This is a genomic window from Oceanimonas aquatica, assembly GCF_030732065.1.
Classification (GTDB): domain Bacteria; phylum Pseudomonadota; class Gammaproteobacteria; order Enterobacterales; family Aeromonadaceae; genus Oceanimonas.
On the sequence record NZ_JAVBHX010000001.1, the window covers coordinates 177,933 to 202,610 of the forward strand.

Annotated in this window: 21 protein-coding genes, 1 other RNA gene and 2 pseudogenes; 18 read left to right on the forward strand and 6 right to left on the reverse strand. The window is 55.0% G+C overall.

Annotation, left to right across the window (positions count from 1 at the left end):
* Positions 1 to 2: 2 nt before the first annotated feature.
* The 3 genes from rpiA to Q9290_RS00870 form a co-directional block, all read right to left on the reverse strand.
* Positions 3 to 662 (reverse strand): ribose-5-phosphate isomerase RpiA, encoded by a 660-nt coding sequence (gene rpiA, locus Q9290_RS00860; protein WP_306077745.1) that lies wholly within the window; start codon positions 660 to 662, stop codon positions 3 to 5.
* Between the two features lie 217 nt (positions 663 to 879).
* Positions 880 to 1,458, reverse strand: coding sequence for a 5-formyltetrahydrofolate cyclo-ligase (locus Q9290_RS00865; protein WP_306077746.1), 579 nt, complete (start codon positions 1,456 to 1,458; stop codon positions 880 to 882).
* Between the two features lie 65 nt (positions 1,459 to 1,523).
* Positions 1,524 to 1,754, reverse strand: a complete 231-nt coding sequence (locus Q9290_RS00870; protein WP_306077747.1) for a VF530 family protein — start codon at positions 1,752 to 1,754, stop codon at positions 1,524 to 1,526.
* A 164-nt stretch (positions 1,755 to 1,918) separates the two neighbouring features.
* Here Q9290_RS00870 and Q9290_RS00875 point away from each other — a divergent pair, with 164 nt between their 5' ends.
* Positions 1,919 to 3,355, forward strand: coding sequence for an ethylbenzene dehydrogenase-related protein (locus tag Q9290_RS00875; protein WP_306077748.1), 1,437 nt, complete (start codon positions 1,919 to 1,921; stop codon positions 3,353 to 3,355).
* On the forward strand, positions 3,352 to 3,909 hold the full coding sequence (locus tag Q9290_RS00880) for a DUF2231 domain-containing protein (RefSeq protein ID WP_306077749.1): 558 nt from the start codon (positions 3,352 to 3,354) through the stop codon (positions 3,907 to 3,909). Before Q9290_RS00875 ends, Q9290_RS00880 begins: the two co-directional genes overlap by 4 nt.
* 33 nt (positions 3,910 to 3,942) lie before the next feature.
* Here the strand turns inward: Q9290_RS00880 and ssrS are convergent.
* A non-coding RNA gene (ssrS, locus tag Q9290_RS00885) (6S RNA) lies at positions 3,943 to 4,125 on the reverse strand.
* A gap of 14 nt (positions 4,126 to 4,139) precedes the next feature.
* The gene (zapA, locus tag Q9290_RS00890) at positions 4,140 to 4,439 is read right to left on the reverse strand and encodes a cell division protein ZapA (protein ID WP_306077750.1); all 300 of its coding nucleotides are present in this window, start codon (positions 4,437 to 4,439) and stop codon (positions 4,140 to 4,142) included.
* 143 nt (positions 4,440 to 4,582) lie between these two features.
* Between zapA and Q9290_RS00895 the strand changes: the two genes are divergently transcribed.
* The 13 genes and pseudogenes from Q9290_RS00895 to Q9290_RS00955 form a co-directional block, all read left to right on the forward strand.
* Positions 4,583 to 5,149: a UPF0149 family protein gene (locus Q9290_RS00895; RefSeq protein WP_306077751.1), complete on the forward strand. Its 567-nt coding sequence runs from the start codon at positions 4,583 to 4,585 to the stop codon at positions 5,147 to 5,149.
* Between the two features lie 25 nt (positions 5,150 to 5,174).
* On the forward strand, positions 5,175 to 6,365 hold the full coding sequence (ubiH, locus tag Q9290_RS00900) for a 2-octaprenyl-6-methoxyphenyl hydroxylase (RefSeq protein WP_306077752.1): 1,191 nt from the start codon (positions 5,175 to 5,177) through the stop codon (positions 6,363 to 6,365).
* Between the two features lie 3 nt (positions 6,366 to 6,368).
* Positions 6,369 to 7,583 carry an FAD-dependent oxidoreductase gene (locus tag Q9290_RS00905; RefSeq protein WP_306077753.1) on the forward strand — a complete coding sequence of 405 codons (1,215 nt, stop codon included), beginning with the start codon at positions 6,369 to 6,371 and terminating at the stop codon, positions 7,581 to 7,583.
* Between the two features lie 332 nt (positions 7,584 to 7,915).
* Positions 7,916 to 9,019 carry a glycine cleavage system aminomethyltransferase GcvT gene (gcvT, locus tag Q9290_RS00910; RefSeq protein ID WP_306077754.1) on the forward strand — a complete coding sequence of 368 codons (1,104 nt, stop codon included), beginning with the start codon at positions 7,916 to 7,918 and terminating at the stop codon, positions 9,017 to 9,019.
* 19 nt (positions 9,020 to 9,038) lie between these two features.
* Positions 9,039 to 9,428: a glycine cleavage system protein GcvH gene (gene gcvH, locus Q9290_RS00915; RefSeq protein WP_306077755.1), complete on the forward strand. Its 390-nt coding sequence runs from the start codon at positions 9,039 to 9,041 to the stop codon at positions 9,426 to 9,428.
* A 170-nt stretch (positions 9,429 to 9,598) separates the two neighbouring features.
* On the forward strand, positions 9,599 to 12,481 hold the full coding sequence (gene gcvP, locus Q9290_RS00920; RefSeq protein WP_306077756.1) for an aminomethyl-transferring glycine dehydrogenase: 2,883 nt from the start codon (positions 9,599 to 9,601) through the stop codon (positions 12,479 to 12,481).
* Positions 12,482 to 12,838: 357 nt separating this feature from the next.
* On the forward strand, positions 12,839 to 14,935 hold the full coding sequence (locus Q9290_RS00925) for a RecQ family ATP-dependent DNA helicase (RefSeq protein ID WP_306077757.1): 2,097 nt from the start codon (positions 12,839 to 12,841) through the stop codon (positions 14,933 to 14,935).
* A 3-nt stretch (positions 14,936 to 14,938) separates the two neighbouring features.
* A complete protein-coding gene (locus Q9290_RS00930; RefSeq protein ID WP_306077758.1) occupies positions 14,939 to 16,297 on the forward strand; it encodes a DNA-processing protein DprA in 1,359 nt (452 codons plus the stop codon).
* Positions 16,297 to 17,460 (forward strand): ankyrin repeat domain-containing protein, encoded by a 1,164-nt coding sequence (locus Q9290_RS00935; RefSeq protein WP_306077759.1) that lies wholly within the window; start codon positions 16,297 to 16,299, stop codon positions 17,458 to 17,460. The genes Q9290_RS00930 and Q9290_RS00935 overlap by 1 nt, the downstream gene beginning before the upstream one ends.
* Entirely contained in the window at positions 17,457 to 17,963 is a 507-nt protein-coding gene (locus Q9290_RS00940; protein ID WP_306077760.1) for a hypothetical protein, read from the forward strand. The genes Q9290_RS00935 and Q9290_RS00940 overlap by 4 nt, the downstream gene beginning before the upstream one ends.
* 88 nt (positions 17,964 to 18,051) lie before the next feature.
* Positions 18,052 to 18,924: a hypothetical protein gene (locus Q9290_RS00945; protein ID WP_306077761.1), complete on the forward strand. Its 873-nt coding sequence runs from the start codon at positions 18,052 to 18,054 to the stop codon at positions 18,922 to 18,924.
* Positions 18,925 to 19,039: 115 nt separating this feature from the next.
* Complete coding sequence (locus Q9290_RS00950) at positions 19,040 to 19,399, forward strand: helix-turn-helix domain-containing protein (RefSeq protein WP_306077762.1); 360 nt, start codon at positions 19,040 to 19,042, stop codon at positions 19,397 to 19,399.
* Positions 19,399 to 19,719 (forward strand): annotated as a pseudogene (locus Q9290_RS00955) (transposase); the annotation flags it as partial. The gene Q9290_RS00950 and the pseudogene Q9290_RS00955, both read left to right, overlap by 1 nt.
* On the opposite strand, the pseudogene Q9290_RS00960 reads toward Q9290_RS00955, so the two are convergent.
* Positions 19,716 to 19,838 (reverse strand): annotated as a pseudogene (locus Q9290_RS00960) (IS5/IS1182 family transposase); the annotation flags it as partial. The pseudogenes Q9290_RS00955 and Q9290_RS00960 overlap by 4 nt on opposite strands.
* A gap of 341 nt (positions 19,839 to 20,179) precedes the next feature.
* Between Q9290_RS00960 and Q9290_RS00965 the strand changes: the two are divergent.
* From Q9290_RS00965 to Q9290_RS00975, 3 genes are read left to right on the forward strand one after another with little or no spacing between them, the layout of a single operon-like run.
* The gene (locus Q9290_RS00965; protein WP_306077763.1) at positions 20,180 to 21,052 is read left to right on the forward strand and encodes a TnsA endonuclease N-terminal domain-containing protein; all 873 of its coding nucleotides are present in this window, start codon (positions 20,180 to 20,182) and stop codon (positions 21,050 to 21,052) included.
* A complete protein-coding gene (locus Q9290_RS00970; protein ID WP_306077764.1) occupies positions 21,042 to 23,228 on the forward strand; it encodes a transposase in 2,187 nt (728 codons plus the stop codon). The genes Q9290_RS00965 and Q9290_RS00970 overlap by 11 nt, the downstream gene beginning before the upstream one ends.
* Before the next feature lies 1 nt (position 23,229).
* Positions 23,230 to 24,678, forward strand: coding sequence for an AAA family ATPase (locus tag Q9290_RS00975; RefSeq protein ID WP_306077765.1), 1,449 nt, complete (start codon positions 23,230 to 23,232; stop codon positions 24,676 to 24,678).

Sequence of the window (24,678 nt, forward strand, 5' to 3'; positions counted from 1 at the left end):
GTTTAACCGCCCTTGCGCACCACGCCGTCGGGGGTTCCGATGAGCAGCACGTCGGCGCCGCGCTCGGCAAACAGGCCGTTGGTCACCACGCCGACAATGGCGTTAATGCGGGTTTCAACGGCCTTGGGCTCGGTAATGCTGAGGCCGTGCACGTCGAGAATATGGTTGCCGTTATCGGTGGTCACGCCTTCCCGGTAAACCGGCTGGCCACCCAGTTTGGCGAGTTCCCGGGCCACGTATTCCCGGGCCATGGGGATCACTTCCACCGGCAGCGGGAACTTGCCCAGCACGTCCACGGTTTTGGTGCCGTCCACGATGCACACGAACTGGTCGGCCACCGCGGCCACGATCTTTTCCCGGGTCAGGGCCGCGCCGCCGCCCTTGATCATGGCCATGGAGCCGTCGATTTCATCGGCGCCATCCACATAGACGTTGAGCTCGCTGATATCGTTGAGATCAAACACCGGAATGCCCAGCTCCTTCAGGCGCACGGTAGAGGCTTCGGAGCTGGACACGGCGCCCTTGATCTGATCCTTGATGGAGCCGAGGGCGTCAATAAAGTGATTGACGGTGGAGCCGGTGCCCACACCAACAATGCTGCCCGGGGTCACGAACTCCAGCGCCGCCCAGCCGGCGGCCTTTTTCATTTCGTCTTGTGTCATGGCTGTGCTGTTCTCCTGCAAAAGTGCCGCGCATTATAGCAAAGCCGGCCCCGGTTGCATGGCCTGTGTTTATTGCCCATGACCCTGAATTCCGGTCATTCCGGCCTTGAGCCGGAATCTTGCTGAAAAACGCGATTGTCTGCGGGAAGGTGCCGGGTCCGTCATGCTGAACTCGATTCAGTACCGGCATGTCTGGCTATTGCGCCTTGTTCAGGGGTTACCAGCGCCAGTGCTGGCCCGGGGTGAGCAGCTCCGGCAGGGGCACATCCCAGTGATCGGTAGGGAGCTCGGGCAGTTGCTGGCAGTCGTGGGCCAGCCCCACCGGGCGTGGGCCCAGGCCGCGATGCCAGCCGGCCAGGGTGCGATCGTAAAAGCCGCCGCCCATGCCAATGCGGTTGCCGGTGGCGTCAAACGCGACCAGGGGGGTGTAAATCACCTCCAGCTCGTTTTTGGGCAGCAGCAGGCGAATGTCGAGGCGGGGCTCGGGAATGCCAAAGCGGTTGGCTATCAAGTGAGCATCGGGTTCGTAGCGTAAAAACATCAGGTGCCCGGGGCTGAAATGGTGCAGCACCGGCAGGTAGACCTGGGCGCCCCGAGACCAGTACCAGTCGATCAGCGGATGGGGATCGAGCTCGCCGTCATTGGCAAGATACAAGGCCACCTTTTGGGCCTGGGCCAGATGCGGGGTGCCGGCAACTCTGTCGGTAATGGCGTGGGCGGCGGCCTGTTGCTCGGCGTGAGTCAGCCGGCGGCGGGCTTCTCTGATCTGCTGGCGAATTTGATGTCGTGCGGTCATGGCTCATTCCGTTGAAAGCGAAAGTGAGCCGAGCTTATGCCCAATGCCCGGTTGAAGGCAAAGGGTCAGCGGTGCCAGGGGCTGTTTTTGAGACGCAGGTACAGCTCTTCCACCTGAGTGCGGGCCCAGGGCGTGCGGCGCAGAAATTTCAGGCTCGATTTGATGCTGGGATCGTTTTTAAAGCAGTTGATATTGACCCGGCGAGCCAGCTCGTCCCAGCCGTATTTTTCCACCAGCTCGGTGAGCAGGCTTTCAAGGGTAATGCCGTGCAGGGGATTGTTGGGTTGTTCTGTCATCGAGTGTGCCTTGTCAACGGAGCAGGTAGCCATTGTAGCAGTATTTGCAGACGCGGGTTCCCATGATCCACCTCAACCCCCTTGTCACACAATCGTGCTAGTTTGAGTCCGATCGTTGATGATCCATAACCATAAGCGCCCGACACAGGGCACGGGAGAACATAATGACCAACAGACGAACCCCCATCGTCACGGCCTGCTTTGTGGCCGGCATGGCGGTGGCCTGGCTCAGCCAGGGCGAGGGGGTAGTGACATCGGACCCCGAACGTAATATCTGGATCCCACCGGCACTGACCATGCCGCTGCAGGTACAGGCGGCCTATAACGATGAGCACATCTTCTTTCGTTATCGCTGGCCGGCCGACCGGCCTCATGTGTATCACGACATGCTGCGCTATCAGGACGGTAAATGGGTGCGTTACGGTGCATCCCGGCCGGGGCCCGATCCCGAAGGCACCTACGAAGACAGGGTCACCATGCTGGTGGATGATGGCCGTGTGCCCGAGTTTGGCCGTTATGGCGGTTACATTACCGTAGGGGCGAATATGCGCTTCTTCACCGATCAGGCGCCCAAGGCCGAAGTGGCGGCGCATCCCTATATCGGTGGCAAGATGGGCAGCAAGGAGGTGCCCAAACACCTGCCGGCCACCCGTGTAGACCAGACCGACTGGCAAAGCGTCAAGTCCGAGGCCGAGCTGAACGCCCTGCGTGCCAACGGCTATTTTCTTGACCTCTGGCACTGGCGCGCCGGCCGCTCCAACGGCGTGAACATGTCGGACGATCAGCTGGTGGCCGGACACCGCATCAGCGATGGTGGCAAGGGGCCGTTCAGCACCAACTGGGATGCCGAGCGCAATCAGCCGCTGTACATGTTTGATCGTGACAAGGCCGGCATCGACGCCCTCAGCTGGCGTCAGGTGCAGGAAGAGCAGGTCGATTTCGATGGCATTTATTACCTGTCGGAAGATTTGGCCAAACCCTTTGACGCCAGCCACCCCTGGCAGCCCGACGATGTCATTCCCCGCCGCCTGCTGCGCAGTGGCGAAGGCTCGCGGGCCGACATCAGCGTGAACGGCCGGGGTCGCTGGCAGGACGGCTGGTGGGATGTGACCCTGCAGCGGGCGCTGGATACTGGTCACCCGCTTGAAGACAAGGCCTTTCATCCTCAGGGCCGTTACGATCTGGCCTTTGCGGTACACCGGGATGCCACCGGTAGCCGTTGGCACTACGTCTCCCATCCCTACACCCTGGGGCTGGGACGGGATGCCGATCTGAACGCGCAGTATTTTGAAGGCCCACAGCCAAGATGGTCGAAAGATGGCTGGAGCGAGATCACCCTGTTTTACCCGGGGCAGGTAAGCTGGCCCATGCTGACCAGCCAGGCCCATGCCGGGGCGCCGGCTATTGCCGCCGGCGAGCCGGTGCAGCCACGACACAGCGAGCAGCAACTGGCGCAATACGGCGTGGAAATGGAATTCAACGACGAGATCATTGTCCAGTGGCGGCTGACACTGATTGCCGGGCTGGTGCTGATGCTCGGTCTCTGGCTGGGACTGCGCCGTAACTTTACTCCTCATAACAAACAAGGAGACGCACAATGACGGGCATGCATCATATGCTGGTTCACTTTCCGCTGGCGTTCTGGGCGCTGGCGTTACTGATGATGGTGGCCGGTCGCCTTGGCCGCGGCAGTCTGGCCAAGGCCAGTGCCGGCGGCCTGCTGGCGGTGCTGGTGTTGTCCTTGCTGGGGGCGGTGGCGGCCCTGATCAGCGGCTGGCTGGTGTGGCCGGTGGCGGCCAACCTGAACAGCCCCATGGTGCGCAACCATCTGCTGATGTCCATATGGGCTACCGGGCTGTGGACCGTCATCACTCTGCTGGTATGGCAGGCCGGACGGCAGGCGGTGCAGGGCGCCCGGGGCACAGTGCTGATTGTGCTGGGACTGGTGGGCGCGGCACTGTTTGCCATCAGCGGTACCCTTGGCGGCTACCTGGCCGGGGCTCCTACTCAGCTGTCAGCCCTGCTGGCACAACTGGGCTGGTCGGTGTACGGCACCTTCTATGTGCCGGTCTGGGCCTTGCTGGTCATGGTGGTGCTGGCACTGGGCTGTGCCGTGCTTGGCAGGCTGGGCTCACCCGAACACCGAAGCTCATAACGCAAAAAGACCGGCAAAGCCGGTCTTTTTTTATGGGGTCCCAGGGTGCCGTTGCGAGTGTTAGTCCTTGAACCCGTCGGTTCAAGGCGGAAGCCCGGTACCCGCCGCAGGCGTCTCGGTCGAGGCCGAGCATGCTCAATAGCGAACAACGCGGGATTCCTGTGCTGTTGATATCGGCTCAGGGACGCCACTCACTGACGAACACCCCAGGGAAAACAAATTGTGCGGACTTAGCCTACCTTGCTGGCCAGCGCCTCTTCAATGGTATGCTGAAGCATCTTGATGCGTTTGTCCATGGCGTCAGCATATTGATGATTCTTGTCTTTTTCAAGCTCAAGCTCATGGCAGACATTCAGTGCCAGCATAATGGCAATTTGCTCATTGGAGGCGGAGCGGCCGCTCTCCTTGAACTTGCGAATACGCTCGTTGAGCATATCGGCTGCCCGGTGCAAAGACTCTTCCTGCCCGGCAGGACAGGCCACCTTGTAGGGGCGCCCGAGAATAACGATGTCGATTGCCGCTGTGGTCATGTGGTCCTCAGGTGGCTTGCAATGAGCAATGAAAGTCCCGCGAATATATAGTGGGCCATCAGAACTTTCAAGGGGTTGCTGGTCTGCATCAAGGGACGGTGCTAGGATCTGCGGTAATTTTGATGCCACCTGTCGAGTAAATGATGAACGAGAAAGCCCGTCTCAACTTTGATGCCTTTACCACCCTGCTGGAGCAGCACAACATGGTGGTGACCGCTGCCGAGGTACACGGCGTGATCTGCGGCCTTATCTGTGGCGGCATGGCCCGGGATGACGCCCGCTGGCAACAGCATTTCAATGAGCTGCTCAACGACGGTTTCGGCCTGCCCGCCGAGCTGAAAAAGGCGGTCAACCTGCTGTTCAACCGGGTGTATGACGACCTGGTGGATCAAACCCGCTTTGAGCTGCTGCTGCCCGAGGACGAAGAGCCCCTCGACGACCGCCTGGACGCCATGATGGAATGGGCCGGCGCCTTTCTGGCCGGCTTTGGTGTGGTACAGCAGGAGCTGAACAAGGCGTCTCCCGAATTGCAGGAAATGATCCAGGACATCAGCAGCATCACTCAGGTGTCGGGTGAGTTCGAGCAGGAAGACGAAGAGAGCGAAGCGGCCTTTGTGGTGCTTTACGAGCACCTTAAGCTGGGCGCCACCCTGGCCTTTGAAGAATTTGGCAAGGGCCGTCCCGTGCCCGAGCAACCCACCCTGCACTGATTCGTTCGGCAACAATGGCACATCCATGACCCATTACGACGTGGTAATCAACGGCGCCGGCATGGCCGGGGCCATGCTGGCCCTGGGCCTGTCGGGGCTGCGCCGGCCCGATGGCAGCCGGCTCAATATTGCGGTGATCGAGGCCATGTCTCCAGAGCATGACCGGCATCCGGGCTTTGACGCCCGCAGCATCGCCCTGGCCTGGCACAGCCAGACTCTGTTGCAGCAACTCGGCATCTGGCCGGCACTGGCCCCCCTGGCCAACCCCATTACTCATATTCAGGTCTCGGACCAGGGGCATTTTGGGCGGGTGGAAATGAGCGCGACCGAATATGGCGTGCCCGCCCTGGGCCAGGTCATTGAGCTGCACCCGGTGGGGCGCGAGCTGCACCGGCGGCTGGCAGAGTGCGAAAGCATTACTCTCTATTGTCCCGACCGCATTGCCGGTTTTGAGCAGCAGTTGCAAAGCGTGACGATAGCGCTGGAGTCCGGCGTGAGTTTTTCTGCCAGCCTGCTGGTGGCCGCCGACGGTAATCGCTCCCTCATTGGTGAGTGGCTCGGCGTGCCCCGCCGTCAGCTCGACTATGGCCAGAGCGCCATTATTGCCAACATCGCCACCGCCGAGCCCCACGCCGGCCGGGCCTTTGAACGCTTTACTCCCCAGGGGCCACTGGCGCTGCTGCCCATGAACGAAGGGCGCAGCTCCCTGGTGTGGTGTGTGGCGCCCGAACGGGCCGAGCAACTGATGGCGATGAACGACGAGGCGTTCCTTGCCGCCCTGCAGCGGGAATTCGGTTACCGGCTGGGCAAACTGGTACGCACCGGCAAGCGTCACTGTTATCCGCTGATACTGGATGAAGCCCCCCGGCCCTGGCACCACCGCGTGGTGTTGCTGGGCAACGCCGCACATTTGCTGCACCCCATTGCCGGCCAGGGCTTTAACCTGGGGCTGCGCGACGTCGCCACCCTGGTCGAACAATTGGGGCGGGGGCTGGATCAGGGCCAGGACATCGGCAGCCACGCCGTGCTCAGTGCCTACGGCAAGGAGCGCCTGCCCGATCAGGCCGGCATGGTGAACCTCACCACGGCGCTGGCGCTGCTGTTTTCCAACGACAACCCGGTGCTCGCCGCCGGACGTAACCTGGGGCTGTCGGTCATGGCCGGCTGCGCCCCGTTAAAGAGTCAACTGGCCTGGCGGGCCATGGGCAAGAGGTAAGCGATGCAAGCGGCAGACATCATTATTATTGGCGGTGGCATGGTGGGGCTCAGCCTGGCGCTGGCACTTGCTCCCAGCGGCATGAAGGTGGCCGTGGTGGAAGGGCAGGCGCCGGACCCGCACTTTGGTGCGGTGGCCGACAACCGGGTCAGTGCCATCAACCTGGCCTCGCAAACCCTGCTGGAGCGTCTGGGCGCCTGGCCCGGCCACAGTGACCGCCTTGGCCCCTATACCGAGATGGAAGTGTGGGAGGCGAGAAGCGCAGGCCGCATCGGTTTTTCCGCCGAGCTGATGCATCAGCCCCATCTGGGCCATATTGTGGAAAACCGGCTGCTGCAATATCACCTGCTGGAGCGGGCCCGGCTCAGCCCGCACATCAGCCTGCATCTGCCGGCCCGGGCCGCGACCGTGTCGGCCAGCGACGCCGGCGCTTTTGTGCTGCTGGACGACGGCACGCCCATTACCGGCCGGTTGCTGGTGGGGGCCGATGGCGCCCGCTCCTGGCTGCGTGGCCAGATGCAGCCGGGTATGACCGAGTGGGATTACGACCACCACGCCCTGGTGGCCACCATTGAAACCGATGAACCCCACGGCCGCTGTGCCCGGCAGATCTTCAATGGCAACGACATCATTGCCTTTCTGCCCCTGGCCGACCCCCATCAGTGCTCGCTGGTGTGGTCCTGTGCGCCGGAGCGGGCCGAGACGCTGCTGGCGCTGTCCGAGAGCGAGTTCAACAAGCAACTGGCCACCGCCTTTGATCTGCGCATGGGGCTGTGCCGGGTGCTGGGGCCGCGCATGGCCATTCCGCTCAAGGCCCGCTACAGCCAGCAGTTCTGCGGCCCGCGCTGGGCGCTGATCGGCGATGCCGCCCACACCATACATCCATTGGCGGGGCAGGGGGTGAACCTGGGCCTGCAGGATGCGGCGGCGCTGGCCGACACCCTGCTGGCGCGCCACGCCGCGGGCAAGGACATCGGCGAGCTGGCCGGCCTGCGCGGCTTTGAACGCTGGCGCAAGGCCGAAGCCGCCACCATGCTGGCCGGCATGGAAGGGCTCAAGCGCCTGTTTGGCACCGAGCTGGGGCCACTCAAGGGGCTGCGTACTCTGGGCCTGGGCCTGACCGACCGGCTGATTCCACTCAAGCGGCGGCTGGCGGCCCATGCACTGGGCGTGGGCGGGCTGCAGCCGTCGCTCTCTGTGGTGGACAAAAATACTTGAGAAAAACTAATCTGACGCGGCTTAGGAATTAGTTTTTCTAGGCCTTAATTAAGTGAAAGCACAAGCGCAAAATTTGCGCTTGTGCTTGTTAAGGGGCTTTTTTATATATCAAGTTTTAAATTTTTGTTAAAATTTGGTTCATTAACCCATAAATGTTGCATTCTTCACGTTAAAACGGCTGTGCTGGTGTCGCCTACATTTTGTTCTTTAATGCTAATTGATTAGTTTTTTTTGACTTCCTTGCCGTGTTATCCCGAGTTCGCTTGAGTATAATCGTTATCGCTATACCGGATTATCGCTCGCTGGCCGGGCTCGGAATATAAGGAAGCGTCATGACTCAGCAAACAGTTTTGCATCCGCAGCACCTGGAAGCCGGTGCCAAGATGGTGGATTTTCACGGTTGGGATATGCCCATCAACTACGGCTCCCAGCTTGAAGAGCACCACGCCGTCCGCCAGGACGCCGGCATGTTCGATGTCTCTCACATGACCATCGTGGATGTGAAGGGCGCAGGCGCCAAAGCCTTTCTGCAGCGTATGCTGGCCAACGACATCGGCCGGGTCACCCAGCCGGGCAAGGCCATCTACAGCGGCATGCTCAACGAGCAGGGCGGGGTCATTGACGATCTCATCACCTATTACTTTGCCGAAGACGACTACCGCATGATCGTCAACTCCGCCACCCGCGACAAGGATCTGGCCTGGATGGCAAAGCAGTCAGACGGCTTTGACGTCACCCTCACCGAGCGGCCTGAGCTGGCCATGATCGCGGTGCAGGGCCCCAACGCCAAATCCAAAGCCGCCACCGTATTCAGTGCCGAGCAGAACGCCGCCGTGGAAGGCATGAAGCCCTTCTTTGGCGTGCAGTCCGGAGACCTCTTTATTGCCACCACCGGCTACACCGGTGAAGACGGCTACGAAATTGTGGTGCCCGCCGAGCAGGCCGGCGCCTTGTGGAATGCCCTGAAGGATGCCGGTGTGCGCCCCTGTGGCCTGGGTGCCCGCGACACCCTGCGCCTGGAAGCCGGCATGAACCTCTACAGTCAGGACATGGACGAAACCGTGTCTCCCCTGGCCGCCAACATGGCCTGGACCATTGCCTGGGAGCCGGCCGACCGTGATTTTATCGGCCGTGCCGCCCTTGAAGCCCAGCGCGAAGCCGGCAACCAGCCCAAGCAGGTGGGCCTGGTGATGAAGGCAAAGGGCGTGCTGCGTGCCGGCACCCCGGTGCGCTTTACCGATGCAGACGGTAACGAGCAGCAGGGTGTGATCACATCCGGCACCTTCTCGCCTACACTGGGTTTCAGCGTTGCGCTGGCGCGGGTTCCGCGCTCCATTGGCGACAACGCGGAAGTGGAACTGCGCAAAAAATGGATGCCGGTGTCCGTGGTAAAACCGACTTTTGTACGTTTCGGCAAAGCGGTCGCCGAGTTTTAAGAACCAAGAGGAACAACTGATGAGCAATATCCCCAGTGAACTGAAGTATGCCCGCTCGCACGAATGGGTACGGGTTGAAGAAAACGGTGAAGCGGTGATCGGCATTACCGAACATGCGCAGGATCTGTTGGGTGATATGGTATTTGTTGAGCTGCCCGAAGTGGGACGCACTGTGGACGCCAGCGAAGACTGCGCCGTGGCCGAGTCTGTCAAGGCGGCTTCCGATATCTACGCTCCGGTGAGCGGTGAAATCATTGCCGTGAACGAGGCGCTGGAAGACAGCCCGGAGCTGGTAAACTCCGACCCCTTTGGTGACGGCTGGCTGTTCCGCATCAAACTGGCAGACGAGTCCGAGCTGGACGAACTGCTGGACGCCGAAGGCTACGAAAACAGCATCGACGAAGACTAAGTTCGCCAAAGCCCCCGCATGGGGGCTTTGTTGATGTTGCCTTTCAAAGCGAGCAGCCATAGCTGCTGACGTGCCATTTCAATGTCAGACTTTTGCCGGCAAGTACCCCCCGAACCGCCGGTCGTCTGTCTACCCTCGGGCACCGAGCCCGAAGAAGGAAGTAAGGAAAAATGACCCAGTCTTTGTTTGAACTTGAGCAGAATAACGCCTTCATCGGCCGTCATATTGGTCCTTCCGAGCAGGAAGTAGCCGAGATGCTGGCGGTGGTGGGCGCCGACAGCCTGGACGATTTGATTAAGCAGACAGTGCCGGCGAGCATTCTCAACGATCAGCCCCTTGGCATTGGCGCGCCGCGCACCGAGCAGGAAGCCCTCAGCTACCTGAAGTCGCTGGCCGACCAGAACAAGGTGTTCAAGAGCTATATCGGCATGGGCTATCACGATACCCATGTGCCTCTGGTTATTCAGCGCAACGTGCTGGAAAACCCGGGCTGGTATACCGCTTATACCCCGTATCAGCCGGAGATCGCTCAGGGCCGCCTTGAAGCCCTGCTCAACTTCCAGCAAATGACCCAGGATCTGACCGGCCTGCCGCTGGCCAGCGCCTCGCTGCTGGACGAAGCCACCGCCGCCGCCGAGGCCATGGCCCTGGCCCGCCGGGTCAGCAAGAACAAGAAAGCCAACATCTTCTTTATTGCCGACGACGTGCACCCCCAGACCATTGACGTGGTACGCGAGCGCGCCGAGCACTATGGCTTTGAGATTGTCGTTGCCGCCGCCGAAGCGGTGGTGGAGCACGACGTCTTTGGCGCCCTGTTTCAGTACCCGTCCACCACCGGCCAGATCCGTGACCTTCAGGCGCTGATCGCCCGGGTACAAAGTGGCAAGGGCATTGCCTGTGTGGCCGCCGACATTCTCTCGCTGGTGCTGCTCAAGGCACCGGGCGAGCTGGGTGCCGACGTGGTACTGGGCAACGCCCAGCGCTTTGGTGTGCCCATGGGCTATGGTGGCCCTCACGCTGCCTTCTTTGCCACCCGCGACGCCCACAAGCGCTCACTGCCGGGCCGCATCATCGGTGTATCAAAAGACACCCGTGGCAAGCCGGCTCTGCGCATGGCGATGCAAACCCGCGAGCAGCACATTCGCCGCGAAAAGGCCAACTCCAACATCTGTACCGCTCAGGTGCTGCTGGCCAACATGTCCAGCTTCTACGCCGTCTATCACGGTCCGGAAGGCCTGAAGCGCATAGCCGACCGGGTACACCGCCTGACCGACATTCTGGCCCTGGGTCTCAAGAGCAAGGGCGTGCAGCTCAAGCACGACACCTGGTTTGATACCCTCACCATTGAGACCGCCGACAAGGACGCCATCATTGCCCGCGCCGAGAGCAAGGGCGTGAACCTGCGCTCCGATCTGGCCGGTGCTCTTGGGGTGTCGCTGTCCGAAACCACCACCCGGGGTGACGTGGCCGAACTGTTCGACATTTTCCTGGGCGACGACCATGGCCTGACCGTGGACGCACTGGATGCCAAGGCCGCCGCCGGCACCGGCTCCATTCCCGCCGCATTGCTGCGCGACAGCGCCATTCTCAGCCATGAGGTGTTCAACAGCTATCACTCGGAAACCGAGATGCTGCGCTACATCCACAAGCTGGAAATGAAGGATCTGGCCCTGAACTACGGCATGATCTCGCTTGGCTCCTGCACCATGAAGCTGAACGCCACCGCCGAAATGGTGCCGGTAAGCTGGCCCGAGTTTGCGCAAATTCACCCCTTTGCTCCGCTGAGCCAGACTCAAGGCTACCAGCAGATGATTGGCGAGCTTGAAGACTGGCTGGTGAAGGTGACCGGTTACGACGCCGTGTGCATGCAGCCCAACTCCGGTGCTCAGGGTGAATACGCCGGCCTGCTGGCCATCAAGAAATACCACGAGTCCCGGGGTGAGGGTCACCGCAACATCTGTCTGATCCCGAGCTCCGCCCACGGCACCAACCCGGCTTCGGCCCAGATGGCCAACATGAAGGTCGTGGTGGTGGCCTGCGACAAGCAGGGTAACATCGACATGGCCGACCTCAAGGCCAAGGCCGAGGAAGCAGGCGAGAACCTGTCGTGCATCATGGCGACCTATCCGTCCACCCACGGCGTGTATGAAGAGAACATTCGCGAAGTGTGCGAGATCGTGCACAGCTTTGGCGGCCAGGTTTACATGGACGGTGCCAACATGAACGCTCAGGTGGGCATTACCTCACCGGGCTTTATCGGCTCCGACGTGTCGCACCTCAACCTGCACAAGACCTTTGCCATTCCTCACGGTGGTGGTGGCCCGGGCATGGGCCCCATTGGCATCAAAGCGCACCTGGCGCCCTTCGTGGCCGGCCACGCCGTGGTGAAAACCGACAAGGAAAGCCGCAATAACGGCGCCGTGGCAGCCGCTCCGTTCGGCTCTGCCAGTATTCTGCCGATCAGCTGGATGTACATCGCCATGCTGGGTGATGAAGGTCTGAAGCGCTCCACGCAGCTGGCCATTCTCAATGCCAACTACCTGATGCGCAGCCTGGCCGAGGATTACCCCATCCTCTACACCGGTCGTAACGACCGCGTGGCCCACGAGTGCATTGTGGACATTCGTCCGGTCAAGGAAACCAGCGGTATCAGCGAAATGGACGTGGCCAAGCGTCTGAACGACTTTGGCTTCCACGCCCCGACCATGAGCTTCCCGGTAGCGGGTACCCTGATGATTGAGCCGACCGAATCCGAGTCCAAGGCCGAGATCGACCGCTTCATTTCTGCCATGAAGCAGATCCGTGCCGAAATGCGCAAGGTGGAAAGCGGCGAGTGGACCCTGGAAGACAACCCCCTGGTACACGCCCCGCACACCCAGGACGACATCATGGATGCCGAGTGGAACCGCGCTTACAGCCGCGAGCTGGCGGTGTTCCCGTCGGAAGACGTGCGCCGCAGCAAGTTCTGGCCCACCGTTAACCGCATCGACGATGTCTATGGCGACCGCAACCTGTTCTGCAGCTGCCTGCCCACCGAAGCCTACGGTGAGTGATCTGTAGCTGTGATCACGACCATTTAAGTTGGAAACCGTGACAATCAAGTTGGAAACCGACAATTAAGTTGGAAACTAAAAGGCCTTGCATCGAGCAAGGCCTTTTTTATATATCAGAGTTGTATTTTAAATACTCATATAGCACCATTTATATTGGTCGATATCTCGATTTTGCATTATGACATCCAAGTAACCTGACGGTAAGTGCTCGTTATCTGCTCGACACAAGAAGGTATTAGCCAAGCGATAAGAGTCTCCACCTCGATATGAGCTCACGTTAACCGAAGACAAAAGCCGAACTACAACGGCTGGTTTTTTAGTTGATACTGACAAAGACTCATAAAAAAGGATAAAAATATGAATAGGCAGGAAGCTGAAGGTCTCTTGAAAAAAGCATTGCAGAACCCGTCCGCCGAGTTTCGTGATGGCCAGTGGGAAGCGATCGATGCACTTGTCAATCAGCGAAGAAAATTGCTGGTCGTCCAGCGAACCGGCTGGGGAAAGAGTTCGGTATACTTTATAGCCACCCGGCTGATGCGTGATCAGGGTTATGGTCTCACGATCATTGTCTCTCCGTTACTGGCTTTAATGCGCAACCAGATTGAGGCTGCGAAAAGGTTGGGTATCCGCGCTATTACCATCAACTCTACCAACAATGATCAAAGTGCATCACTGATCCAACAAGTACACACCAACCAGGTTGATTGTTTGCTGATATCACCGGAAAAGCTTGCTAATGAAGGTTTTGTTGAGCAAGCACTACAACCCATTCTGCATCATGTCGGCCTACTGGTAGTCGATGAAGCTCACTGTATTTCAGACTGGGGCCACGACTTTCGGCCGGACTATCGTCGTTTGCTTAATATCTTGCGGCAGATGCCGCCCAATATGCCGGTGCTGGGAACAACTGCCACCGCTAATAACAGGGTAATAGATGATGTTGTCTCCCAGTTGGGAAATATTGAAGTGCTACGTGGTCCTTTGGTTAGAAAGAGTCTGTCACTCCAGAACATATCCCTTCCGGATCAGCAAAGTCGTCTAGCCTGGTTGTCGGACACCATACCGACTCTGCAAGGTGCCGGTATTATCTATGTACTGACCAAGCGAGACGCTGAACAGGTCAGGAACTGGCTGGTCAATCAAGGCATTGATACGCAGGCCTATTACAGCGGTATTGAACACCCCGAGTTTAAAAATACAGACCAATATCGCGAACACCTTGAGGAGTTGCTGCTTAACAACCGCCTTAAAGTCCTTGTGGCAACCTCGGCGCTGGGAATGGGCTATGACAAACCAGATTTGACTTTTGTCATCCACTACCAGGCACCGAGCTCTATTGTTGCGTACTACCAGCAGGTAGGTCGTGCGGGTCGTGGTATCAGTGAGTCTTTCGGCATTCTGCTTTCGGGAAAAGAAGACGAGCGAATTCATGAGTTCTTCCGCCGTTCTGCTTTCCCCAGCGAAGAGCAGATTAACCAATTACTCTCAGTGCTAGATCACTCTGATGGCCTATCAGTATCCAGGCTGGAAGAAAGGTTGAATATGCGCAAGGGGCAAATCGAGAAAATACTCAAGTTCCTCAGTGTTGAAAATCCGGCACCTATCTACAAGGATGGCAGCACATGGGTGAGAACACCGGTTGCTTACCATCTTGATCATGAGAAAATTGCCCGGCTGACAGGATTGCGGGAGTTGGAGTGGCAGGAAATACAGGATTATGCGGCTACGCGAGACTGCTTGATGGAATACCTTCGTCATTCACTGGATGATCCGGGGGCTCAACCCTGCGGTAAGTGCGCTAACTGTTTGGGAGAGAATATTTTCGACACACAGGTTGCTCGCAGTACCGCCATCGCAGCCGCACAGTTTATTCGCCACTCGGAAATGGTGTTCAAACCTAAGATCCAAGTGGCTGCCAATGCATTTCCACAGTATAGGTTGCGAGGTAATCTTCCACCTACACTCCGAGCGTCAGAAGGCAGAATTCTCAGTCGCTGGGCCGATGCCGGCTGGGGTGCCTTGGTCGAACAGGATAAGCATGCTAACTACTTCCGTGATGAGCTGGTCGATGCTGTGGTGGAGATGATCACACAGCGTTGGCAACCTATGCCACAACCACAGTGGGTGACCTGTGTACCTTCATTGAAGCACCCGGAGTTGGTACCGAGTTTTGCAGCACGACTGGCTGCAAAGCTGGGGCTACCGTTCTTCCCTGTGATCTACAAGGTTCGGCAGAACGAGCCGCAAAAACTACAAAACAACCGTTACCATCAGTGCAGCAACCTTGATGGGGTATTTTCTATCAATAATGGCATACCTAATGCCCCCGTCCTTCTGGTCGATGATATTATCGACTCCGGCTGGACTGTGACGATTCTGGCAGCACTACTCAAGAGACAAGGCTGTGGCAATGTGTATCCCATGGCTTTGGCCTCATCTGCTACAGGGGACTGATTAATGCTCTCGAAAACCCAGGCGATTCTTTTATTGACCGCCTATTTTTCCAAAGCGGCAGGCTTGGAAGCCAAGCCGCTCTCTAACAAGGAGTGGGGGAAATTTGCGTTCTGGCTAAAGAGTCAAGGGCTGTCTCCCGAGGATCTTCTTGAAGGGGATATCAGTCAGCTGCTTGCAAGCTGGTCAGACAGCGTGATCACAATCGACCGTATCCGCACATTGCTTAATCGAGGCGCTGCGCTGGCAATAGCCATGGAAAAGTGGACACGAGCAGGCCTCTGGGTACTGACGCGCTCCGATGTGGATTATCCAAAGCGCCTCAAGGCTCTGCTTGGCAACAATGCACCTCCGGTATTTTTCGGTTGTGGTAATCGTAATCTACTGGAGAGGGGCGGGATTGCGGTGGTCGGATCACGTAACACTTCTGATGCCGATCTGAAGTACAGCTATCAGCTGGGCGTAAAAGCTGCTAGTGAAGGTCGCTCGATTGTATCGGGGGGAGCCAAAGGGATAGATGAAAACGCCATGCTGGGCGCACTTGAAACCAAAGGTACTGCTATAGGTATTTTGGCCAATGACCTGTTGCGAGCATCAACCTCCGCCAAATATCGTAAATACTTGATGAACAAAAATTTGGCTCTGCTCTCGCCCTTTTATCCCGAGGCAGGCTTCCATGCCGGTAACGCCATGCAACGTAACAGATATATCTACTGCCTGTCGGATGCAGCAATTGCCGTACATTCGGGTACTAAAGGTGGCACCTGGACGGGGGTAAGAGAGAACATCCGGCATGCTTGGGTACCCATGTGGATCAAACCCACCGATAACCAAGAGGCTGGCAATGCAGCACTGGTGCAGCAAGGTGCTCACTGGTTGCCGGAAGAGATAATTGCCATCGACTTCAATCGACTGATTCATTCGCCTGCCGAGACTGTCGATACAAGTATGGATCTGCTCAGTCAGCTGCAATCTGCACCTGAAGCTGCACCTGAAATAGATATCGGTATTCAGGCTGCTAAAGAGATCAGTCTTGACGTTATCAATCAAGAGTCCGCACAGGCCCAGCTAGAAGATCCTTCTGAGTCATCAAATACAGAGACGCCGTTGCCTTCCAAATGTGACCAGCCAAGCATCGCAGCGGATCTATCTATGTTTTCTCTATATGACCACTTTTTGCTATTACTGGCTAATGAAGCGTGCTCACCCAAAACGGTGGATGAGCTGCTGGATATCACTCAATTGCACAAGAGCCAGTTGAACGTATGGCTCAAGAAAGCTATTGAGGATGAAAATGTTGCCAAGCTAAGTCGTCCAGTGCGCTACCAATGGGCCAACCAGAGCGATATGTTTAAGGGTAAGTAATGAGTGAGTTGTACGATGCTGTGCTGGTAGGGGATCTGAATCAGGTCAAAGCTATTCTCAATGGGGTTGAAAGCAGCCAGATCGATTCTGGTGAGATGAGTGGAAAGGTCTTCAAGCTCGCTTTGGACTCCGGCTTCAAGAACATCGCCGAAATGTTGGTTTCCGATGAGCGATTCGACGCCAATGCTGATGACAGTGGCTCATTGCGACACGCTATCAGGATGGGCTATCTGGATATAGCATTATTGCTGCTGGAAAAAGGTGCTAACCCGAACTTTCGCTGTGAAGAGTCTAGTAGTGCCCTGCTGCTGGCACTTGAGTATGAGTACTATGATCTGGCAGAGAAAATGGTTGCTAGGGGAGCAGAGGTCAACATTCGTAACGCCAAGGGCTGGTCGCCACTAATCTGGGCTGCGATAAAGGGATATCGCAAGATTGTCGAGTTCCTGATCGAGCATGGCGCGGATATTCATATTTGCAATAATGATGGCTGGAATGCGCTGACTGGCGCCTACTTTAAGCAGCGCACAGATATCGTCGAGCTGCTGCTGGATAAAGGTGCCTATTTTGGCAGGAAGTATAGTGAAGCTGCATTGCTATCTGCGTATGAACAGGGTTACTACGATGTCGTAAGACAATTGATTGAAGACGATTGTAACGTCAACATCCAGGATGCTAAAGGCAACCCCTTGCTCATCCTGGCCATCCGGCGCGGGGATAAGGATATTGCTGAGTTGCTACTGCGGCATGGTGCCGATGCCAATGGTCGATCTGAGCATCAGAATCCGGCTTTACATGTAGCTTTGGGTGCCAACCATTATGATATTTCAACGTTACTGATCAACCAGGGTGCGTGTGTAAATATTACCAACAATAGTAATTGGACAGCGCTGCATCAGGTTGCATTCAAAGGCAATGAAAATCTTTGTCAATTGCTGATTGAAAAAGGTGCCAATATTAACCAGACAACCGATGATGGCTGGACTCCTTTGATGCTATCAGCTCAGGAGGGACATATGGAAACGGTTGAACTATTGATTAAATTAGGGGCAGATGTAAACCTCAAGAACAAACATGGCCAACGCGCAAGACGAATCGCGTATGATAACGAGAATCATGATATCAAAGACCTCCTGATAGAGTATGGATGCATCAAGTCATGATTACGGAATCAGAAGTATTTGAAGCGGTCAGGCGTGGCTATAACGAGTTTGAGGCCGTATCAAATACCGAAATTATCGACTACTTCTCATCTATAGATGATGAATCCATTGCTGGACATATTAGTCATATCAAGGGCATTCTGTTCGAACAGGAATATGTGGAGCTTCTCGAAGCTCAGGGCATAGAAGCGGGAATATTTGAGGCCACAAATCATCCGGTTACTGATATCGCTATTCTGGAGGATAGTGAGATAGTCAACGAATTGCAACTGAAAGCAACTGACAGCATCAGTTATATCAATGCGACAGTCGAGGAATATCCAGACGTGGATTTGGTTGTCACATCCGAGGTTGCTGCTGATCTCGACAGCAGTATGGTTACAGACTCCGGAATTGAAGATGCTGCACTTGAACAGGCGGTTAGTGATACCTTGCTGGATGAAATGGTTAACCCTATGAGTCCAATGTCGGTAGTGGGCTGGCTATTTGGATTACCTTTCTAGATAAGGGCTATTAAAGCTGAAATTTTATGTGGTAACTAAAGTTGGGTTGTGAAATTTATATTTTTTTTACTGATACAGGTAGTATTCTATGTTTGGTTTCTTAAAAAAAGAGAAAAACCCTATTAAGCTAGCAATAAAAAGAGATGGGATGGCTGCAACGGCAAAGAGGTTTGCAGTTGAGATAATTAGTAAGATTGATAATAAAAAAACAGCATATCAATTTGTTTTAGAAGAGCTGGATGCCGCGTCTAAAGGTAATGATGCGGCCATGCGTTTTTGTATGCAAAGTGGAATATCAATAAGTGAATATTCTGGTGCAATGGCTCGTAGTTTTGAGGCGGTCGATGGGCCGGCTGGCCCTCAGCAAGCATTATTAAATGTTTGTCTCCATCTTCGTGATGATATTGGTTTGATGGTGGAACTCAGGACTACCATTGTTGATATAATTATGAGGCATTTCAAATTTGGTAAGTACTATGTAGATGGCTCCGTATCGAAAGTTAAATTAAACTTAGTTCAGTTGGTTGAAAAAACAGATGAATCTGAATATGGTGAGTTTGTAAGAATTAATAATGATCTAGGAAGGCTTGTAGAAAAAAATGAAAACTTGCCAAACGATGTTGTTATGGCTTACGGTTACGCCCGTCGGTTTGCTGTTGCAGGGATGTTTTGTCAAGGTATAGTTGATTCAGACTTGGTGGTTCATGTAACTAACATATTTAGATCTCTTCAGATGTCCACAGATCAAACAAAAGAGTTTCAAAACAATGCAGCCAAAGATGCACTGGAGCTTATTAATGATTACTTTTATGATATAACTCTATCTTTAGAGGAGGTAGGCGCTATTTGTCATAGTGTAGAAAGTGGCATAGTTGAACCTCGCAATCATGATTTTGTACCAATGCCTTCAGATATTATAAGAGCTATAAGGAAACAATTGAACTATGAAATGGAGAACTGAGTGATTTAATCAATTTTTCGGCTATTAGTGGCGTTGTTTCCTAAATCAGTGAACTACTGACATAGTTCCTGTTTTTTTTATACCATGTTTAGCTCTAATTTTGAGCAGGTGGAGCATGGTAAAACCGACTGGAACCGCGAAGGAATATCGTCGTGTACTGGCAGTGCAATGGGCCGAAGAGGGCATGAAGCAAACGGTTATCGCCGAACGGTTAGGTGTGACCCAAGGCTGTGTAAGTCAGTGGGTTAAACGGGCCAATGAGGGGGGAAAAGAGGCACTGAAAACCAAGCCGTTTCCTGGTCATCCGCCCAAGCTGCCGGATGCGCTGGTGCCACACGTTTTGAACGCGCTTGAAGAGCTGGGGCCAGAAGGATTTGGTTACGAAGATCAGCGCTGGACAACCCAACGTATCGCCGACGCCATCGCCACGTTGACCAATGATCTGGCAACAGTTTTCCGGACACATTATCTGTAAAGCTCAAGGATGTCACCCGCCGTGACAACCGCTCTGACGTACTGGATATGATCGTACGCTCAAGCAAGCTCCGGTATCGGCTTGTCCGCCGCTGGTTTGCTCCGGAGAAGCGCTTTATCCTCTGGATGACCAACCTGCCCCGTGACGAGTTCAGCAGCACCGATATCATGCTGCTGTATCGCAGCCGCTGGCAGGTAGAACTGCTGTTTAAAGAGCTGAAGTCTCACACCAACCTGCGCAAGTTCAATACCGAGCAGAAAGCCATCGTCGAAGGGCTGATCTGGACCAGCCTGCTGACACTGATCTTGAAGCGGCTCATTGTGACTTCAACAAAAAGACGGTTATCCTTTGCGGTGACCCCACAGTCACTGGCCTTACCCGGAAGCAAGTCCTTGATCCGTTCCCACTGGTCATCTCTCAGTACTGTACGCACACTCATTTACCCTCCGAAGGCCCTGATACAGTGGCTATCGGTAGGAGTTTACACCAATTGAGAACGCTGCCTAGGTTATGGATAGAACGAATAATTCATAGATTAGGGATGAAAGGTCTCAAAAATAATATACCGTTTTGCAATTAAAATAATTTTCTTATTTCTCTTGGTTCTATGTGGCGTGGCTGTAAGTACCTGATTTAATTACATGTGAATTTTTTTATAAAAATTAATATGACAGTAAAATATTTTTTTAATAATAATTAAATCAATGCCTTACGATGACTGTGACTTGGACGAACTTCTGGTTTTTGGATAGGCTAATCCAAGAAAGTATGGAGTTCGTCATGAAAATAAAACCAGTAAAACAACCCATCATCACCGATGCTGAAATTGCGAAAACGCAACGGTATAACCGAGTTGTGAAATCGGGAGGGTATCGCCCTTGGGTAACTGTCCGGCAGTCGCATACCTATGGTCAGGGGCAGGTTGTATACAGTCATAAGACGAAGCGAGAGCACCATCTTCTCAGCAGGGGGGAGCGGCTGCCGTTCTTCTATTTAGAGCACGACTCGGCTGTTGTCGATATCCTGGAGCAGTATCCGTTACCACTTCATCAGACCCTAGAGATTGCGGCCTCCCTGAATATTGTTCATCCGGGCAATTACAAGGAGCGGGTCCATCATGATGGTCGTATTCCGGCCAAGACAATGACCCAGGATTTTGTCGTTATTCGGCGTTCGGCCTCAGGCAGGCATACGCTGACACCATACAGCTTTAAATATTCCGACGCGCTCGATCCCAAGCTCACCAGCCCGCGAAGTGTCAATCGCACCTTGGCCAAGGAGCGAATCGCCATGGAGTTCTGGCGTTCCCAAAGCGCTGATCATGTTCTGGTGACAGAAAAAAGCTTCAATGCTTCAGTGGTATACAACCTGGAATTCTTGCGTGAATGCTTTGATGAACCTGAGCATATTCAGGTCTCGGAGGATGTTTATGCCATTGTGACCGGGCGCTTCAGGCACCACATGATGGTCGTGCCTTCAAGCACACTGCTGACGCTGCTCAAAAGGGTGGCGCAGGAGTTGAATATTACCGCCTTGCAGGTCAAGAGCCTGTTTCAGCATGCCGTTTATACCGGTCTTCTGGCTGTTGATCTGACGCAGCGCATTGAGCTCTACCGGCCTTTGCCAGTCAAGGTGGTGGGTCATGCTGGTTAACCAGAAGATCGTCTCCTATACCAAGGACAAGTCCGAATGGCTGATCATCGATATCTGCCCCGATTCAGGGCGGTTGGCTGTGAGTGAGCTGCTGGTCACATCCCCCAAGCGACCTTTTACCGTATCGATTGACGAGATGGAAGCCGATATTCGTCATGGGCGTAGATATATTGCAGAGCATGATTTTCCAGCGATTCTCTACAAAAATGATGAAGATCTGGATTCGAGCTGGATTAAAAAGCGCGATCAGGGCCTCGCCGTCATCAGGCCCTTGCTGACTGATCCAGATCTCCTGCATCGCTACCTGTTCGGGGATGCCAGTGGGATCTTGCAACGACTCATAAGGCATTCAGGCCGGAGCAAAAAATATGTCAGCAGCCAGTTGAATCGCTATTTTCAGTATGGTGGTTTCGATAATTCGCTGTTACCCCATTATTTCGCGTGCGGTCAACATCATCAGCTTCCTGATGCACCGGTGGAGCGTGAAAAGGGTGTGGTTTGCCTGGCATCGAAGTCAGGTCGTGAAACGCGTTTTGGCGCGCCTTATAGGGGAGTGACCAAGCAAGACATTGCAAACATTGAGCGGTTCGCCAGGACCATTCGCTCTGGCACTGAAGTCAAACTTTCCAAGTTGTATCTGGATTTTTGTCTGAAATATGCCTCGGTTGAAATTCGGCCGCTCGGAGCCAAGGATGAGGATATTGCCGAGCCGACACGCCTGTTATTGCCCAGACGTTTGCTGATTTCTCCCCGATCATTCAAGCATCAGCTGACCAAATATGTCGACAGGCTGACCTTCCTCAAAAAGCGGGTCGGCAGTATCAATTATGCGCGGGATCATGCGGGCAAGCCGGGTCTCGCTCGTGCCGGTCTGCGGGGGCCGACCTCACGCTACGAGATTGATAGTACCGTTGCGGATGTTTATATCCGCTATCCCTATAGCAATGATGAGCTGCTGAGCACCGGGCGGCCCGTGATTTACTTCGTCATCGATACAGTCAGCGCCATGATTGTCGGCCTCCATGTCGGCTTCGACAGCCCGTGCTGGCATGGAGCCAGCCAGGCGTTGTTCAACGCGATGACCAGTAAGGTCGAGTTCTGTCGTGAGTATGGTGTTGAGATTGAAGAGGCCGACTGGCCCTGCCAGGAGGTCTGTCGCGAGTTAACTTTCGATCGAGGAACCGAAAACACCGATAGCAATATTCATGGCTTACTACGCGGCCAGATAGGTATCAGTGTCGGTAACTTCAATGCCTATCATCGTGGTGACATGAAGGGCACGGTCGAACAGGCATTCGACGTTGTTCAAACCATCGCCATTCCGTTTGAAGCAGGCAAGGTGGTGAAATACCCGCACAAGGAAGATCAGCATGTCTCGCGGCGCCCGCTGTTGACTTACGAGCAGTTCATGCAACGGCTGATAAAAATCATCATCTTTACCAATAATAATCGCGAACGGGTGCTATCACACAACTTCGAAATGTCACGGGATGGGGTGGATTTTACCCCGCGTGATGTCTGGAACTGGGGGCTGGAGCAGGCGGTGATGAGGCCCAGAGTGTCGACAGACCGCCTGCGCTTTGCGTTGTTGCGGGAAGGGGAGGCAACAGTGCGGGCACAGGGGGTGTATTTCAAGGGCCTATATTACAGCAGTAACGAGCTGGTGCGCATGCTGTGGCTGGATCGTGCCAAAAATATCGGGCGTTTCAAGATACGGGTTCGTTATACCGATACCAGCACCAATCATATCTGGTGCAAAGATGAGAAAAGCGGGGCGATCCTTCAGCTTGATCTGACCGACCGCAGCGAAGCTTACCAAAACCAGATCTGGGCCAATGTCATGCACCGTCTGGAGATCGTCAAAGAGCAACTTGCCGTGCTCGATGAACAGCGGTTTAACGCTCGCGCCTTGCTGGAGATGGACTTGCGTGAATGTGACGACGCCATTCGCCAAGCAAGCCGTGGCGTGAAAAAGTCCACTTCGAAAGGCATCCAACCGGGCATGAAAGCCAACAAACGGCTCGAGGCCCAGCAGCAGCGCCATCAGGAAGCGCAGGCGATCATCGCCGACCTTTCCCCTATAGCTGTGCCACAGCGCCACAGCGAATCGGTATCAAAGGCAACCAAACAGAACCTGGCAGATCCAACAGCGTTACCTTTTGATGATGAGGCATAACATGAGTAAGCCCGATTACTACCGGCACCCCAATGCACATTATCGGGGTAATCCCTTTATTGAAGGGCTCGGCCAGCCACTGACTCTTGAGCAGTTCTATGCCAACTGTGAGATTCCTTTTGACGGCGACCTGGATCTGAGCGGGGTGGATGAGTCCCTTCATGGCTATTACACCCGTACCGCCATCGACCAACTGGCCGATGTCTATACGGTCCAGGATGAGGCTTATCGCTTGTATGACGTGATGCGGCGAATGATTGAAGCCGGATATGCCAAGCGAAACCCCTTGCGTGAGGATATGCGCCGGATATTGGTGGCTATCGATCGAGATAAAGCCGATCCCTGGAAGGCCATGCATACCTCGTCTCTGGATCTGCTGAGTGTTCAGCAAAGTTTTTTGCTGCTCGGGCTGAGCGGGCGCGGCAAGTCCACCATGGTGCGGCAAATCTGCAAGCAGCTGAAACAGGTGGTTGAACATACCCGATATACCGATCACAGTGGTGAAGAGTCCATCATTAACAAGACTCAGGTGACTTACCTGTATGTTGAAGTTCACGATCGCCGGGGCCAGAAAGCGGTGTTGCTCAACCTGCTGGAAGCCATTGATACCGCGACAGGTGAAGAATACCGTCATGCCCACCGTAACAAATCGGTCAATGAGTTGATCACCACAGTGCGCAAGGCCTTTATTGGCCATAGTGTCGGAATGGTGATCATTGATGAAGCGCAGAATCTGGCTACACAGGCCAGGAGCGAGGTGCTGAACAGCAACGAAAAAACCTCCATGAAGTTTATCGAGGAGCTGTTCAATCGGGTTGGTGTGCCCCTGATGTTCGTCGGTACTTTGGCGACGTTGTCGTTATTTAAACGTGAGACCACTATCGGTCGGCGAGCAACCAAAAACGGCTCCTTGCTGCTGGCAAGCTGCGAAATCGATAGCCCATTCTGGAAGCGATTTACCCGGTTGTTATGTCAAACCCAGCTGCTCAAGAATCAGACCACACCAACCGATATGTTGCGTCGTCATCTTCATCACCTGAGCGTCGGCATACCGGCCATTGCAACCAGCCTGGTGCGGGCCACACTGTCGTATCTGACCTTCCTGTCGCCTCAGGATCAGGATTTGTCGATAGCCGCCTTGGACGATACCTTTAATCGGGAGTTTAAGGTGCTCAAGCCAGCCCTGACGGCGCTGAGAAAGGGGGATTATCACAAGTTTGAGGATTTTGAGCCGATGCTGTTATTGGAGTCGGCAGAGCAAAGTGCGGATGACCGAGACGCTATTGAACAGAGGGTCAGCCAACTGGCAGAGGCCAGCCTGCTGCAAGGGAAGGTCAAGCTCAGAGACAAACCGCAGAAACCCGAGGTAAAGAAACGGGCAGCCCTGGACCAATTGTCTCCGGAGCATTTGCTGGGACAACTTGGTTACCCGCTGGATAAGGGACGGTGA

Excerpts from the sequence above, each read along its gene's own strand:
- rpiA (WP_306077745.1), bottom strand. The coding sequence starts at position 662 with ATGACACAAGACGAAATGAAAAAGGCCGCCGGCTGGGCGGCGCTGGAG.
- Q9290_RS00865 (WP_306077746.1), bottom strand. The coding sequence starts at position 1,458 with ATGACCGCACGACATCAAATTCGCCAGCAGATCAGAGAAGCCCGCCGC.
- Q9290_RS00870 (WP_306077747.1), bottom strand. The coding sequence starts at position 1,754 with ATGACAGAACAACCCAACAATCCCCTGCACGGCATTACCCTTGAAAGC.
- Q9290_RS00875 (WP_306077748.1), top strand. The coding sequence starts at position 1,919 with ATGACCAACAGACGAACCCCCATCGTCACGGCCTGCTTTGTGGCCGGC.
- Q9290_RS00880 (WP_306077749.1), top strand. The coding sequence starts at position 3,352 with ATGACGGGCATGCATCATATGCTGGTTCACTTTCCGCTGGCGTTCTGG.
- zapA (WP_306077750.1), bottom strand. The coding sequence starts at position 4,439 with ATGACCACAGCGGCAATCGACATCGTTATTCTCGGGCGCCCCTACAAG.
- Q9290_RS00895 (WP_306077751.1), top strand. The coding sequence starts at position 4,583 with ATGAACGAGAAAGCCCGTCTCAACTTTGATGCCTTTACCACCCTGCTG.
- ubiH (WP_306077752.1), top strand. The coding sequence starts at position 5,175 with ATGACCCATTACGACGTGGTAATCAACGGCGCCGGCATGGCCGGGGCC.
- Q9290_RS00905 (WP_306077753.1), top strand. The coding sequence starts at position 6,369 with ATGCAAGCGGCAGACATCATTATTATTGGCGGTGGCATGGTGGGGCTC.
- gcvT (WP_306077754.1), top strand. The coding sequence starts at position 7,916 with ATGACTCAGCAAACAGTTTTGCATCCGCAGCACCTGGAAGCCGGTGCC.
- gcvH (WP_306077755.1), top strand. The coding sequence starts at position 9,039 with ATGAGCAATATCCCCAGTGAACTGAAGTATGCCCGCTCGCACGAATGG.
- gcvP (WP_306077756.1), top strand. The coding sequence starts at position 9,599 with ATGACCCAGTCTTTGTTTGAACTTGAGCAGAATAACGCCTTCATCGGC.
- Q9290_RS00925 (WP_306077757.1), top strand. The coding sequence starts at position 12,839 with ATGAATAGGCAGGAAGCTGAAGGTCTCTTGAAAAAAGCATTGCAGAAC.
- Q9290_RS00930 (WP_306077758.1), top strand. The coding sequence starts at position 14,939 with ATGCTCTCGAAAACCCAGGCGATTCTTTTATTGACCGCCTATTTTTCC.
- Q9290_RS00935 (WP_306077759.1), top strand. The coding sequence starts at position 16,297 with ATGAGTGAGTTGTACGATGCTGTGCTGGTAGGGGATCTGAATCAGGTC.
- Q9290_RS00940 (WP_306077760.1), top strand. The coding sequence starts at position 17,457 with ATGATTACGGAATCAGAAGTATTTGAAGCGGTCAGGCGTGGCTATAAC.
- Q9290_RS00945 (WP_306077761.1), top strand. The coding sequence starts at position 18,052 with ATGTTTGGTTTCTTAAAAAAAGAGAAAAACCCTATTAAGCTAGCAATA.
- Q9290_RS00950 (WP_306077762.1), top strand. The coding sequence starts at position 19,040 with ATGGTAAAACCGACTGGAACCGCGAAGGAATATCGTCGTGTACTGGCA.
- Q9290_RS00965 (WP_306077763.1), top strand. The coding sequence starts at position 20,180 with ATGAAAATAAAACCAGTAAAACAACCCATCATCACCGATGCTGAAATT.
- Q9290_RS00970 (WP_306077764.1), top strand. The coding sequence starts at position 21,042 with ATGCTGGTTAACCAGAAGATCGTCTCCTATACCAAGGACAAGTCCGAA.
- Q9290_RS00975 (WP_306077765.1), top strand. The coding sequence starts at position 23,230 with ATGAGTAAGCCCGATTACTACCGGCACCCCAATGCACATTATCGGGGT.